Annotated in this window: 13 protein-coding genes; 8 read left to right on the top strand and 5 right to left on the bottom strand. The window is 62.7% G+C overall.

Going from position 1 to position 13,752, the window contains the following annotated elements:
* Positions 1-42: 42 nt before the first annotated feature.
* From ACE37B_RS01805 to ACE37B_RS01785, 5 genes are all read right to left on the bottom strand, one after another.
* Complete coding sequence (locus ACE37B_RS01805; protein ID WP_409921568.1) at positions 43-798, bottom strand: SDR family oxidoreductase; 756 nt, start codon at positions 796-798, stop codon at positions 43-45.
* A gap of 65 nt (positions 799-863) precedes the next feature.
* Positions 864-2,510: an AMP-binding protein gene (locus ACE37B_RS01800; protein WP_409921567.1), complete on the bottom strand. Its 1,647-nt coding sequence runs from the start codon at positions 2,508-2,510 to the stop codon at positions 864-866.
* A gap of 37 nt (positions 2,511-2,547) precedes the next feature.
* Positions 2,548-4,050 carry a class I adenylate-forming enzyme family protein gene (locus ACE37B_RS01795; RefSeq protein WP_409921566.1) on the bottom strand — a complete coding sequence of 501 codons (1,503 nt, stop codon included), beginning with the start codon at positions 4,048-4,050 and terminating at the stop codon, positions 2,548-2,550.
* Between the two features lie 195 nt (positions 4,051-4,245).
* Positions 4,246-5,043, bottom strand: coding sequence for an SDR family NAD(P)-dependent oxidoreductase (locus ACE37B_RS01790; RefSeq protein ID WP_409921565.1), 798 nt, complete (start codon positions 5,041-5,043; stop codon positions 4,246-4,248).
* Positions 5,044-5,292: 249 nt separating this feature from the next.
* Positions 5,293-5,775, bottom strand: a complete 483-nt coding sequence (locus tag ACE37B_RS01785) for a universal stress protein (protein ID WP_409921564.1) — start codon at positions 5,773-5,775, stop codon at positions 5,293-5,295.
* A gap of 160 nt (positions 5,776-5,935) precedes the next feature.
* On the opposite strand from ACE37B_RS01785, the gene ACE37B_RS01780 reads away from it, so the two are divergent.
* From ACE37B_RS01780 to ACE37B_RS01745, 8 genes are all read left to right on the top strand, one after another.
* A complete protein-coding gene (locus ACE37B_RS01780; RefSeq protein WP_409921563.1) occupies positions 5,936-7,519 on the top strand; it encodes a DHA2 family efflux MFS transporter permease subunit in 1,584 nt (527 codons plus the stop codon).
* Between the two features lie 119 nt (positions 7,520-7,638).
* Positions 7,639-8,238 carry a PaaI family thioesterase gene (locus ACE37B_RS01775; RefSeq protein ID WP_409921562.1) on the top strand — a complete coding sequence of 200 codons (600 nt, stop codon included), beginning with the start codon at positions 7,639-7,641 and terminating at the stop codon, positions 8,236-8,238.
* Between the two features lie 33 nt (positions 8,239-8,271).
* Positions 8,272-8,862 carry a TetR/AcrR family transcriptional regulator gene (locus tag ACE37B_RS01770; protein WP_409921561.1) on the top strand — a complete coding sequence of 197 codons (591 nt, stop codon included), beginning with the start codon at positions 8,272-8,274 and terminating at the stop codon, positions 8,860-8,862.
* 25 nt (positions 8,863-8,887) lie between these two features.
* Complete coding sequence (locus ACE37B_RS01765; protein WP_409921560.1) at positions 8,888-10,126, top strand: cytochrome P450; 1,239 nt, start codon at positions 8,888-8,890, stop codon at positions 10,124-10,126.
* The gene (locus tag ACE37B_RS01760) at positions 10,123-11,694 is read left to right on the top strand and encodes an MDR family MFS transporter (protein ID WP_409921559.1); all 1,572 of its coding nucleotides are present in this window, start codon (positions 10,123-10,125) and stop codon (positions 11,692-11,694) included. Before ACE37B_RS01765 ends, ACE37B_RS01760 begins: the two co-directional genes overlap by 4 nt.
* Before the next feature lie 99 nt (positions 11,695-11,793).
* Positions 11,794-12,333, top strand: a complete 540-nt coding sequence (locus ACE37B_RS01755; protein WP_409922875.1) for an alpha/beta fold hydrolase — start codon at positions 11,794-11,796, stop codon at positions 12,331-12,333.
* Positions 12,317-12,592: an alpha/beta fold hydrolase gene (locus ACE37B_RS01750; protein ID WP_409921558.1), complete on the top strand. Its 276-nt coding sequence runs from the start codon at positions 12,317-12,319 to the stop codon at positions 12,590-12,592. The genes ACE37B_RS01755 and ACE37B_RS01750 overlap by 17 nt, the downstream gene beginning before the upstream one ends.
* Before the next feature lie 139 nt (positions 12,593-12,731).
* Complete coding sequence (locus ACE37B_RS01745; protein ID WP_409921557.1) at positions 12,732-13,190, top strand: MarR family winged helix-turn-helix transcriptional regulator; 459 nt, start codon at positions 12,732-12,734, stop codon at positions 13,188-13,190.
* Positions 13,191-13,752 lie beyond the last annotated feature (562 nt).

The following is a 13,752-nucleotide window of genomic DNA, read 5'->3' as shown; positions in this document are numbered from 1 at the left end:
ATCGGCTCCTGTCTTTGGTCCCCAGCGCGTCGAAGAATTGCTTCACCCGAGGGTCACACCGGACCGGCGCATACCTGCCAACCACCGCTCGTGATCGGTGACCTTGCGGCGCATCCACTCCCCTGCCTGATCATCGGTTGTGATCAGGCAACGTTCGTCGCCAATTGCCTCGACCACGAGCTCAGCGACATCTTCTGGCGCTGCAGCGTCGCCGACGACTGATGCGAAACGTTCGTCGTCTGGGTCACCAAGTTGTTCGAGCATGGGCGTGCGAACACCGAGTGGAGCCAAGCAGGATGTGCGCACACCTTGGCCGTGATAGGTGATCGACATCCACTCGGCCAACCCCACGGCCGCGTGTTTCGTCGTCGCGTAGACAGCGTTGCCGGGGCTGGTGAGTATGCCAGCCATCGAGGCGGTGATGAGGAAGTAGCCGTCGCCACGTTCCAACATCGACGGCAGCAGTTGGCGGGCTGCGTGCACGTGTGCCATCACGTTGATATCCCATTGTGCAGTCCACGAATCAATGGGCGCGTCGATCGGCCCGCCACCGTCGAAGATCCCGGCGTTCGAGACGTACAGGTCGACGGGCCCGAACCGGTCTGTTGTCGCGGCGATGCACGCGGCGATGCTGTCGGGGTCTGACACATCGCAATGGACTGCCATTGCTCCCGCGATGTCGGCAGCCACCGCTTCGGCGCCCTTGAGGTTTTTGTCTGCGACGGTGATGCCTGTTGGGGCGTCTTGTGCGAATCGCCGGCACAGGGCTGCTCCGATTCCGCTCGCGCCACCGGTCACGATGAGTGTTTTGGCTCTCAGTTGCACGACATTCTCCAATCAGAGGCGGGCCCTGTCAGGCGTGATCACGAATCAGCCTGAGCTGCCTCGCGAAGTTTGAACTTTTGAATCTTGCCGCTCGGTGTCAACGGCATCTCGTCAAGAACATGAAGCCGTTCGGGCCAGAACTGGCGGGTCACGCCCGCTGTTTCGAAGTAGTCGCTCAGCTCACCGAGCGTCGGCGGGTCATCGCCCTCCGGCACGACAAAGGCGCACCCGACCTCACCGAGGCGGTCGTGAGGAGCCGCGACCACGGCCGCGCTCCGGACTTTCGGATGACGGGCCAGCAGGTCTTCGATCTCCTTCACTGGCACGTTCTCGCCGCCGCGAATGACGAGGTCTTTCGTTCGCCCCGTGATGCGGATGAATCCATCTGGACTCATCCGTGCCCGGTCGCCGGTTGAGAACCAGCCGTCTGCGGCGTAGCACGCCTCAGTGAACGCTCTGCCCTGGACGTAGCCGACGAACTCGCCACAGCCCTTGCACAAGAGGTCGCCTTCGACGCCCGGGTCGGCCTCATTGCCGTCATCGTCGACGACGCGCACCGCCATCTGCGGGAGCGGCTTGCCGTCGGTTGTCATCACCGAGTCGTCCGGATCGGACGGAGAAGTGGAGGTGACGAGGCCGACTTCGCTCATGCCCCAGCCCGGCATGACCCGGCACGGCAGACGGTGGGCTGCCTCTTCGAGCAGTGGCAGCGGGATCGGCGCGCCGAAACACCCGAAGACCCGCCATGACGACAGGTCACGATCGTCGAGCCCTTCGACGCGCAAGACGTCGGCGAGGAACGGCGCGGCACCTGCCGAACTCGTAATTCGTTCCTGCTCGATGAGATCGGCAAATGCCGCAGCATCCCAGATGTCCTGGAAGACTCCGGCCCCGCCGGTCTGGATGAAGAGGCGTACACCAAAGAGGAGGCCCGTCTGGTGTGCGAACGTCGATGCCATGTGGAAGACGTCGCTCGAGGTAAAGGCTTGAGTGTCGATCATGGCCTGATTGGCGGACCACAATGTGTTGTGGGTGTGCATCACCCCCTTCGGCTCACCGGTCGTGCCGGAGGTGAAGATGATCTCGTACACGTCATTCGGATCTGGCGTGAGCAGATCGAGGGAACGACGGTCGATCTCGGAGGCCCGACCCAACGCGACGAGCCCTGCCCAAGAGATATCGCCTTGCCCCTCGATTCCATCGACAACCACCACGGATCGGAGGCTTGGCGTCTCCGGGACGAGCGCGGCGAGCATCGACGCATAGTCGAAGCCACGGAACACGGCTGGGACGATTGCCACCTTGGGCTGCGCCAGCCGGAACATCGTGCGCAGCTCGTGCTGGCGAAAGATCGGTGCGATTGGATTGATCACGGCACCAATCCGCTCCAGAGCGAACGCGGCGACGATGAACTCGGACCAGTTCGGCATCTGAACGGCAACGACATCGCCGTGGCGTACACCAAGTTCAAGCAAACCCACCGCAACATCGTCGACGCTGGCCGCGAGTTCGCCGTAGGTAACCCGACCGCGCACATCGACGACTGCCAGGTCGCCGGGACGCGACGCCGCGGTCGAGCGCAACACTTCTCCCAGGATGCGGTCTTTCCAGACACCGCTCTCTGATCGATCCCGTACGAGTTCACTTGTCAGCGTCGTCTCAAACACGTTGCTCCCTTGTTGCATGACATCGAGGCGATGTCGCCTTCGCGTCGGACCGACATCACACGATGTTGGTGGTCCGACCTTCCCAATATGGTTTGCGCAGTTCGCGCTTCAGCACTTTGCCGGGCCCTGATTTCGGGAGCTCGGTGTCTCGGAACTCAATGCTCCGTGGAACCTTGTATCCAGCAATTCTGGCCCGGCAGTGTTCGATGAGCTCGTCGGCTGTGACCGACTCTCTGGGCACAACGACTGCGTGAATCGTCTCACCCCACTTGTCGTCTGGGATGCCGAAGACAGTCGTCTCCAGCACCTTCGGATGTGAGTAGAGCGCCTCTTCCACCTCTGTCGAATAGACGTTTTCACCGCCAGTCACCATCATGTCCTTGGCGCGATCCACGAGGTAGATGTTCGACTCAGCGTCGGCCCTTCCGAGGTCACCGGTGACGTACCAGTCGGCCCTCATCACAGCAGCTGTCTGTTCTTCCTTCCGCCAGTACCCCATCATCACGTTTGGGCCGCGAACAACGACGTTGCCCACTTCACCGATCGGCAACTCGTTGGCCTCGTCGTCGGCAATTCGGCAGTCCACTCCCAGCACTGGTTGGCCCGCCGACTTGGCTTTGCTGTCGTCAATGCAGCGTTCGTGATGGCGCAGGATGGTAGCCAGTGGTGCCAGTTCGGTGGCCCCGTAGAGGTTGCACAGTTCAGCATTCGGGAAGGTCCGCGTTGCACCGCGGACAACTTCGGTCGGGATCGGGCTGCCGCCATAGAACAACATCCGAACACTTGACGTATCGCGTGGTTGCCGGGCCTGTTCATCGTTGAGCGCGGCCACCATCGTCGGAACACCCAACGTGACCGTGACCGACTCAGACGCGATGATGTCGAGCATGTTGCCTGGGTCGAAAGCCGGAAGTACGAGCTGCGTCGCACCAAGCCACAGGCAGGGGAGCACCGCGATCGAGCCGGCCGCGTGAAAGAGCGGTGCAGCGATGAGATACCGATCGTCGGGCGACAACGCTGCGGCGATCAGCATGTTCTGCGTATTTGCCAGGAGGTTGCGATGGCTGAGCATCACTCCCTTCGAGGCACCGGTCGTGCCGCCTGTGTAGAACAGGCCAGCCAGAGCCTCCGGCACAACCCCGCGGCCGAGTTCCTCCTCCGGGGACGCGTCGACCAGTGCATCCCACTCCTTCATCGACAGAACTTGCATGCCTGCCACCTCACCGCACGGCAGCGGCCCTTCGGTGACCACCAGCGCGGCTTCGGCGTCTCGAAGTTGATACTCGAGTTCAGGTCCTGTGAGCCGAGTATTGAGTGGCATGACGACGCGGCCTGCGCATGGCGCTCCCACGTACAGCTCCAAGTATTTCACCGAGTTGGGTCCGAGGACTGCGACGCGATCACCCAAGTCGACACCAAGTCCACTCAGCGCTCCGGCAATCTTTCTGCACCGAGTTCCGAAGTCGCCGAACGTCATCGATTGCTGACCGAGGACGGCGGCGTGCTTTGCCGACGCGACGCGCAGGGCCCGATTCAGTGGATCCAGTGTTGTGAACATGACAGCTCTCCGCTCTCTATTCGGCCGACCCGGCGATCACGTCGGATGTCGATCCGTTCGCCAAGTCCTGGACGTGGGACAAAAACGGTTGCATGTCGCATACTAGATCGACAGGTGGCACCTCCGTCAATCGACAACCGCCGCATTCAGTGCGTTGTACTATTCCGGACGCCCCGGTCATCGGGAGCGTTTGAACTAGCCAATCATCGTGTAGCCGCCCGACACCGACAAGACCTGTCCCGTTACATGGCCGGCAACGGCATCTGAGGCGAGGAAGAGGACAGCGTTGGCGATGTCTTGTGGCCTGCCGACCTTGCGCAAAGGGAGCGCCCGCGCCACCTTGTCGAGTTGCTCTGGCGTGAACATCGAATCCTTGTCGCGCCACATGCTCGTTTCGCCGACCTCTTCGTCGTCTTCAGGGATCGTGACACCGGGGCACACCACATTGCAACGAATGCCGGCGCGCCCGTTTTCTTTGGCAATGGTCTTCATGAAGCTGTTGATCGCTGCTTTGACGCCGCCGTAGACGGCTTCGCGCGGTTCGCCCTGGCGGCTTGCGTCAGAGGAGATCGAGACGATTGAGCCACCCTCTTGGGGAATCATGTACTGCAGTGCGACACGAGTGCAATTCAGCACACCGACGTAGTTGATGTCGATGATTCGTTGCCAGAGTTCTGGTTCCGTGTCGGTGAAATACATCAGCTTGTCCCACCCGACACAATTGACAAGCACATCGACGCCCCCGTGCTCGTCGTTCGCGGCGCCGATCAGCTCTTCGACTTGTGCGAGATCAGTGACATCGGTGCGTACGAACTGGGCGCTCGGTGCCCCCGCAATGGTGGCTTGCTCGGCGACTCGCTCAGTTTGTTCTTGATCGATGTCACCGAGTGTGAGTGCAGCGCCTTCGCGAGCGAATGTGAGAGCGACTGCCCGACCAATGTTCGATCCCGCCCCAGTTACGACGACTGACTTTCCTTGAAATTCTAGATCCACGTGGTTTCCCCTCGGTAGCACTTCTGGTGGTCCCCCAGAGTAGCGCGATGAGACACGGTGGTCCCCATGTCTTGCCACCTCATGGCAACCATTCATCCTCATCGGTGTACGTGAGGCGGCAGATCACCATCACGGCGATCGGTAGCGCACGTCGCCGAGGCGTCAAGCAAGATGACTCACTGGCGCACGATCGATACAACCTGGTTCGGAGCCAAGTGGATGGCGATCGACTGCGCCGCTGTGTTCTATTCAGAATTCGGAGTCTGGCCTTGGGGATACTGCGACCAGGACCGAGCGGCGGCTGTGGTGGACGGTGCTTGCGGCGACCGAGCCAAGGATTGCGTCGTGGATGGTGCTGTGGCTTTGGTGGCCGAGGACGATGAGGGTTGCGTTGATGTCGTCGGCTTCGCCGCGAATCTCTTGGCTGATGTGGCCGTTGCGGGAGGTGATGGTCCATCGTCCGTCAAAGTCGGCGAGGCGTTGGGTGACGGTGTCGCGGATCGCTGCGTCGGTCTCTTCTTCGGCCCGCGCGAATTCGAGGCTGGCGGCTGGACTGAAGGCGAGTGTTGCGGGGCGGTGGTGGACGTGAACGACGCGTAGGGCAGCACCTTGGGGCTGTGCGATCGTTGCGGCGAGGTCGAGGGCGTACAACGACTCGGGTGAGAGATCGACACCCACGACAATTGTCTGGAAGGCCTGTTCGACCTCTTCGTTGTGTGCTGTTTCTGACACGTCGTGCTCCTGTCGTCGATCCGGGAATCGCAACCCGCTGATCGTCCGACTTGGACTGCCGAGTTGGAATATGATTACAGTATCAGTATCCAACTGTTGGCCCTGGGGGTCTGATGTCGCTTTTGTTGTGGGTTCGTTGTGCTGTTTCGGGTTGGTCGCTGTGACGGCGGATTCGGCGGTCGCTTCGGGTCTCGGTGACTCTGGCGAGGACGCGCCGGAGGTGGTCGCGACGTTGTGGGAGCGTCGGTTGATTCTGATTGCGATGTGTGTCGCGTTGATGGCGGTGATTTCGTCGGTGTCGGGGTTAAACGTGGCGCAGCAGGCGTTGGCTGTCGATCTTGATGCGTCGCAGAGTCAGTTGTTGTGGGTGATCAACGGGTACACGTTGGCGTTGGCTGCGTTGTTGATGCCGATCGGTGCGATTGGTGATCGATGGGGTCGCAAGCCGATTCTGATGCTTGGCCTGATCGGGTTCGCGGCCGCGAGCACAGCGTCAGCGTTTGCGTCGTCGGCTGAGGTTCTGATTGCTTTGCGTGTCGCTGCGGGTGTTGCTGCGGCGATGATCATGCCGGTCACGTTGTCGGTGATCACCACGACGTTTCCTCCAGAAGAGCGCGGTAAGGCGGTTGGTATCTGGGCTGGCGTCGCGGGTGCGGGCGGGATTATTGGGCTGTTCGTGTCCGCGGCGATCATCGACAACGCGACGTGGCCGTGGGTGTTCGCGTTCCCGGCGGCGTTGGCGTTGGGATCATTCGCTTTGACGTGGGCCGCGGTCCCGCAGTCCCGGGAACATTCAGAGGCCCGGTTTGACGTGTTGGGGTCGGTGCTGTCCGCAGCTGCGGTTGGAGGTCTGGTGCTCGGTGTACAGGAGGGACCCGAGCGCGGATGGTCGCACCCGGCGGCGGCGTTGGGAATGACGGTCGCAGTTGTTGGGGTGGTGCTGTTCGTGATCGTGGAGATGCGGCGTGATCATCCGCTGCTCGACGTTCGGCTCTTTCGTCATCGCGGTCTCGCGACCGGGTCGGTGAACCTGTTTGTTGCGTTCGCGGTGATCTTCGCGATCTTTCTGATCCTGGTCCAGTTGCTGCAGGCCGTGTTCGGTTACACCGCCCTACGCGCGGCATCAGGGTTGTTGCCGATGGCGGCGGTGATGATGCCACTGTCTGCAGTAGCGCCCGCGTTGGCGGCTCGCTTCGGGTACCGACAAGTATCGACGTTCGGCATGATTCTCTTGGCTGCCGGAACCGGAACGCTCGCAGTGTTCGCGGATCTCGATTGGGGCTATTGGTCAGTGTTGCCGGGCATCTTGCTACTCGGTAGCGGTTTGGGTCTCTCGATGAGCCCGGCGACCGAGGCAATCACGTCGTCGTTGCCCGCCGACAAACAAGGTGTGGCCTCCGCGCTCAACGACACGGTCCGCGAGATCGGCGGCGCTGTGGGCATTGCGTTGATCGCGTCGGTGCTCAACGCCCAGTACCGATCGAACGTGAGCGACGCAACGGACTCCTTGCCCCCGGAACTCGCGGAACGGGTCGAGGAAGGAATCGGCGGGGCGCTGCAAACAGCAGCTCAGCTCGGCCCCGATGGTGCCGGCCTGCTCGATGCTGCGCGCCAAGCGTGGCTCGACGGGATGCGGCCCGCGTTGTGGCTCGGCGCTGGCCTGGCCATCGCGGCGGCGGCGTACACGGCATTGTCCGGAGTGGGGAGCGTTGTGTCTAACGATCACGACGAGGTCGAGTCGTGACCGATGCGAATGACACGAGCATGATCGACGACCACTCGGATTTACCAGCACGGATCGATGCCGCGACGGTTGTGCAACAGCTCGCACACGGTCTTGTTTCGCGGCGCGTCGATGTCTCGATGCTGCATCGAATCGCCGCCGAGGTCGAGGCGATGGTGACGGAGATCGAGGCTTCACCGGCTCGAAGTCGGCTCGATGAGATGATGGCGAACCCTCGCTTTGCTGCCGCGTTGAAGTCGGGGACGATGAGCGACGTCGTCGAAGACGGCGCATTCGTCGATCTCTTCCACGACTCGCCGGTCTCGGGCTCCGCGAATCCGTTGAGCATCGGACTCCGGATCCGGCGAGAGAACCACGAGTCCGTTGGCACAGTCACACTGGCGCCGGGTTGGGAAGGCGCACCGGGCCGCGGCCATGGCGGCGTGGTGGCCGCCTGCGTTGACGAAACGATCGGCGGTCTGCTCCCGATCTTGGGGACGATGGCGTTCACCGGTGAACTGACGCTGCGGTATCGGGCACCATGCCCGCTGGGTGTGCCACTCGAGTTTCGGGCCTGGCTCGTCGAGCGCGACGGCCGCCGTCTCCACCTTTCTGCGTCCGGCACCGGACCCGACGGCGTGTTCGTCGAGTCGACCGCCCTGTTCATCGCCGTTGACATCGCTCGTCTCACAGCGACGAACTCACCGCTCAATGAGGACACCGACGATGTACCGAACTGACACGAACCTCAACGCCAAACGAAGGGGGCACTGATGCGGGCGATATCGAAGAACCTGGCAGCCAAACTCCGCCTCGCTGCCGCAGTTTTCGCCGAACGGGGGTGCGACGCAGCGACGATCGAAGCGTTGAGCGATGCGACGGGGGTGCCAACTTCGACGCTCTACTACAACTTTGATGGCAAGCAGGAGATCTTGGCGTTCTTGCTCCAGGACTGGCTCGATCGCACCTCAGCCGTTGTCGCAACAGCCATCGAGGGGCCCGCCACCGCCGCGGTCCGGTTGGAAGCAGTGATTCGAGCGCAGCTCGCAGCGATGGCGGACGATCCATCGACGTGTCAGATGTTGCTTGCCGAACTTGGTCGTATCGATCGTCTGCCCCACATTGCCGACGCGGTGCAGCAGGCCTTCCACCGACCAGTGGCGAAACTGCTCGTCGAGGGTGCTGTCGATGGCTCATTGGCAGAGGTATCGATCGAAAACGCGACAGCGGTGATCTATGGCGCGGTCACCCTGACCGGTCTGCATCACGTCGTGGCCAGCGACGGACACACCCCCGCATTCGATGTCGACGCCGTGGCCACCGACGTCGTCGGGCTCGTCATGAACGGACTCGGCTCACGATGAACAACGACGACACAGGAGAAGACCAATGACCGACCTCACCCAAGACACTGCTGCAGCGGACGCTGAATTGATGGCGTTGTTCAGCGACCTCGACACCCGGGCGAATCCGTATCCGGCGTATCAGCGGATCCGCGAGGCCGCACCGATTCATCGGAGCGAGGTGCTGCCGATGTGGGTCGTCACCCGCTACCAGGACTGCGGCACGGTATTGCGCGACAACCGGTTCGGCAAGGGCGACGGCACCAGTCGCATCTTCGGGAACCCGGCCGAAGCGGATGACCCTGACCGTCAGGTGCCGTTGCTGTCCAACGACTCAATGTTGCGCAAGAACCCACCAGACCACACCCGGCTCCGCGGGCTCGTATCGCGCGAGTTCACACCGCGCCGCGTCGAGCAACTCCGCCCCGCAATCACCGACATGGTGAACCAGCACCTCGACCATCTCGCCGACAACGGTGGCGGCGATGTGATGGACGTGCTCGCCTTTCCGCTGCCGGTGCAAGTGATCGGTGAACTCCTCGGTGTCCCCGAGTCCGACCGAGAACAGTTCCGGTATCTCGTCCGCGACGCGGCCGCCGCACTCGAACCGATGGTCGACGCCGCCACCGCGGACAAGGCGCGTGCTGCAAGCCAGGCAATGACCGACTACTTCACCGGACTGATCGCGCAACGACGCCACAACCCGAGCGACGATCTCATCAGCGCACTGCTCGAGGTACAAGAGGAAGGTGACCGGCTCAACGATGACGAACTGATCGCGACGATCATCTTGATATTCGCGGCGGGTTTCGAAACCACGACAAACCTGATCGGCAACGGCCTCGTCACCCTGCTCCGCAACCGCGACCAACTCGACCTGTTGCGGTCGCGACCCGACCTCGCCCACAGCGCGGTCGAAGAAATGCTGCGCTACGAGAGTTCGGTGCAACTCGACGCACGCATCGCACTCGAGCCCGCCGACATCGACGGATGCGACATTGCCGAAGGCGACGTCGTACTCACGATGCTCGGCGCCGCGAACCGCGACCCAGACCGATACGAGAACCCGGACCGATTCGACATCACCCGAACCGGCATCCAACACCTCAGCTTCGCCGCTGGCATCCACTTCTGTCTCGGCGCTCCACTCGCACGACTCGAAGGCGAAATCGTGTTCAACGAACTCTTACGACGCTTCCCCAATGTCGACGGCGACACCGACGCACCGTGGCGCCCAAGCCTCACACTGCGGGGCCTCGAAACACTCGACGTCAACGTGTCATGACCACACAGCACGCCGACGCAGCCCCGGCGACCGACCTCACGCACCGGCAACGCACCATCATCATCATCGGGCTGATGACCGGGCTGATGCTCGCCGCACTCGACAGCACGATCGTGTCAACGGCCCTGCCGACCATCGTTGGCGAGTTCGGCGGAATCGATCACCTCTCGTGGCTGTTCACCGCCTACCTCGTCGCGTCCGCGACGAGCATGCCGCTGTTCGGGAAGATCTCCGATCTCTACGGCCGCAAGAAGGTGTACCAAACCGCGATCATCATCTTCCTCGTCGCGTCCGCCATGTGCGGCGCCGCCCAGAACCTCGGCCAACTCATCGCGTTCCGCACCATCCAAGGAATCGGCGGCGGCGGGTTGTTCGCACTCACGTTCACGATCGTCGGCGACATCGTGCCGCCACGCGAACGCGGCCGCTACACCGGTTACCTCAGCGGCACATTCGCCCTCGCCAGCGTGCTGGGACCACTCGTCGGCGGATTCCTCACCGACGAACTCTCATGGCGCTGGGTGTTCTACGTCAACCTCCCGATCGGCGCCGCAGCGTTCGTCGTCACCGGCATCGTCCTCAAACTCCAACCCAAAAAGGCCGAGCACCGCCTCGACCTCGCCGGCTCTGCACTCCTCGTCACCGCCATCGTCAGCTCGCTGCTCGCCACCGTCTGGGCCGCCGAACAATACGGATGGAGCACACCCCAAACCATCGGGCTGTATCTGCTCGCTGTTGTTGCCCTTGCAGCGTTCATTCGCCAAGAACGGCGAGCCGACGAACCTGTCCTCCCATTGCGCATGTTCACACGCACCGGCTACACCGCAGCCAGCATCGTGTCATTACTCGCCGGCGCAGCAATGTACGGAGCCATTGTCTACCTCCCGCTCTTCTTCCAAGGCGTGCAAGGCAAAGCAGCAGCCAACGCCGGCCTCCTCCTGCTTCCGTTGATGGTGTCGATGATGTTCGCCTCACTCATCACCGGCCGGCTCACCACCCGCACCGGTCATTACCGGATCTACCCGATGATCGGCACACCCCTCGCAGCACTCGGCCTCTACCTGCTCTCCACGATGGGCCCAGACACCGGACGAACACTGTCGTCGCTGTGGATGATCACGCTCGGCGCCGGCATCGGCATCGCACTCCCCGTGCTCACCCTCGCCGTGCAGAACACCGTCGAGTTCAGAGACCTCGGCGCGGGCACCGCATCGGTCAACTTCTTCCGCACCATCGGCGGCACCTTCGGCCTCGCAATCTTCGGCACCGTGCTGAACCGCCAACTCGACACCAACCTCGACACCAACCTGGCCGGCATCGACGTGCCCGCCGGGATCGAAACATCCGGTCTCGCCCAGAGCCCCACCGCCATCTCACAACTCGGCGAACCACTCAAGACCGCGGTCACCACGGCGCTGTCCGACTCGATCACCACCACGTTCTTCTTCGCCACATTCGTCATGGTCGCCGCGTTCATCGCCGCTGTATTCATGCGTGAAGTCGCACTTCGAACGACCACGGACGCCCAGCCTGCAACTGCGCCCACACTCACCCAGGAACCCGCATGAACAACACATCGGTCCACACACTGCGTGGGCCACGACTCGATCAAGATCACCGCTGAGATCTTCGACGGAGACCCTCAAAGCCGGCGACCCGCCGTGTTCATGCTGCACGGCGGCGGCCAGAACCGACACGCCTGGACCAACACAGCAACATCACTCAGCGACCACGGCAACACCGTGGTCACCATCGACACTCGCGGCCACGGCGACAGCGAGTGGGACCCGTCGGGCAACTACGAAACCGATGATCTCACCCACGACCTACTCGCCATCCACACCCAGATGTCGAGGGGACGCCCAGTCGTCGCGGTCGGCGCATCAATGGGCGGCATGACCATCCTCAACGCCCACCGCCACGCCCACCAGACCTGTGGGCCGGCGTCGTGCTCGTCGACGTCACCCCACGCATGGAGATCGCCGGCGCCCAACGCGTCGTGGCATTCATGGCCGCCCACCCAGACGGCTTCACCAGACTCCAAGAAGCCTCCGACGTCATTGCGGCCTACAACCCGCACCGCCCACGGCCAGCCAACCTCGACGGCCTCCTCAAAGTGCTGCGCCAACGCGACGACGGCCGATACGTCTGGCGCTGGGACCCCGCCTCATCACCTCCAAAACCGACGCAATGACCCAACACCCTGAAGGCGGTGAACATCGATTCGAACTGATCGCGACTCAACTCCTCGAGGGAGCCGCGCGCATCACCGCACCCACCCTGCTCGTTCGCGGCGCAATGTCTGACCTCGTCAGTCCCGACACCGTCAACGAATTCCTCGCCACCGTCGCACACGCAACAGCCGTCGACGTCTCCAACACCGGCCACATGGTCGCCGGTGACGACAACGACGCCTTCACCACCGCCGTTCTCGACTTCTTGAACCACCTCGACCCACTCAACTGAACGAAAGGCCCGCACCATGTACGACCTCCGGCAAACAACAAGTCAGATGGCAACGTGCGGTGCCGACGAGGTCACAGCACGCGTCGCTCAGAGTTGGCGAACCCTTCGACGCGGGGCCGCCGCGCGCCAACTCCGCACAATGATCTGGGAACCCGGCCCACCGCAACTCACCATCGGACAAGTCGACAGCCTCGACCTCCTCGTCACCCGCCCAAGCTGGAACATGATCGACTTCGCTGCAGGACTCGACCTCTCGCCGTCGGGTGCGACGCGGGCGGCCGACCGACTTGTCAACGATCGACTCGCGCTGCGAACCGTGTGCAAGCAAGACAAGCGATCACACCTCGTGAGCGCAACACGCAAAGGCCGCCGAGTCCAACGCACCCTCATGCAGTCGCGCCTCGACATCGTCAGCCAAGCACTCGCAGGATTCGACCAAACAGAACGCCTCGCGCTCGCCGACCTCACCGAACGATTCATCACCCAGCTCGACGCCGCCCTGCGCACCGAGACCGATGCGCAGGTGGGGCTGACTCATGACGATGAACTGGGCAGCGAAGGCCAGCACACGACCGACCGAACTCGGTGCGAGGACTAGTTGCCGCGCCGCGACGGGGTCTGGTTGAGCAGATCCGGCAGGGAGGTCCGGTCGCCCGAGTCGTTGAGGTCTGATTGTGGCGACGCACGGTCTCGTGTATCTGGCCGAGCGCGGAAAAATTCGTACTGGAGCGTCGGGTCGGGAGGTCGAGTCACAGTGAATATTGCGTGAGGCCTACCTCACCGTCGAGGGTCTGCGATCTTCGCCAGTTCACGAATCGTCGGCCACGAGACCTGGACCGCGATTGCAGAGCATGCTGTGGCTTGGCTCGTTGGTCGGGGCCGCCGAGGAGTTCAGCATCCAAGGATTCAGAAAGGCGTCACATTCCGCGGGAGGTCTTGAGATGAACGGAGAGTTTGGCGACGGGTCGATCCCCGGTTGCTCCGCATCGACGGGCTCAGCGATGAGACGGGCGGCTGCCGACTGCCCCTACGGCAAACGACCCGGCCCCGGAATGTGACGCTCTCGATGACTGACGCAGTCGGACCGCCGCAGGACTAGCTGTCGCGGCGCACTCAACAACTTCAGCGGTCCGGTCGAGCCGTCCTACAGGAGAAGCGCA

It is taken from the genome of Ilumatobacter sp., assembly GCF_046290335.1.
Lineage (GTDB): Bacteria > Actinomycetota > Acidimicrobiia > Acidimicrobiales > Ilumatobacteraceae > Ilumatobacter_A.
The sequence above is the reverse complement of the archived record's forward strand: the minus strand, read 5'-3'. Positions and strand labels throughout refer to the sequence as shown.

Excerpts from the sequence above, each read along its gene's own strand:
- ACE37B_RS01800 (WP_409921567.1), bottom strand. The coding sequence starts at position 2,510 with ATGCAACAAGGGAGCAACGTGTTTGAGACGACGCTGACAAGTGAACTC.
- ACE37B_RS01795 (WP_409921566.1), bottom strand. The coding sequence starts at position 4,050 with ATGTTCACAACACTGGATCCACTGAATCGGGCCCTGCGCGTCGCGTCG.
- ACE37B_RS01775 (WP_409921562.1), top strand. The coding sequence starts at position 7,639 with ATGCTGCATCGAATCGCCGCCGAGGTCGAGGCGATGGTGACGGAGATC.
- ACE37B_RS01770 (WP_409921561.1), top strand. The coding sequence starts at position 8,272 with ATGCGGGCGATATCGAAGAACCTGGCAGCCAAACTCCGCCTCGCTGCC.
- ACE37B_RS01765 (WP_409921560.1), top strand. The coding sequence starts at position 8,888 with ATGACCGACCTCACCCAAGACACTGCTGCAGCGGACGCTGAATTGATG.
- ACE37B_RS01760 (WP_409921559.1), top strand. The coding sequence starts at position 10,123 with ATGACCACACAGCACGCCGACGCAGCCCCGGCGACCGACCTCACGCAC.
- ACE37B_RS01755 (WP_409922875.1), top strand. The coding sequence starts at position 11,794 with ATGCTGCACGGCGGCGGCCAGAACCGACACGCCTGGACCAACACAGCA.
- ACE37B_RS01750 (WP_409921558.1), top strand. The coding sequence starts at position 12,317 with ATGACCCAACACCCTGAAGGCGGTGAACATCGATTCGAACTGATCGCG.
- ACE37B_RS01745 (WP_409921557.1), top strand. The coding sequence starts at position 12,732 with ATGATCTGGGAACCCGGCCCACCGCAACTCACCATCGGACAAGTCGAC.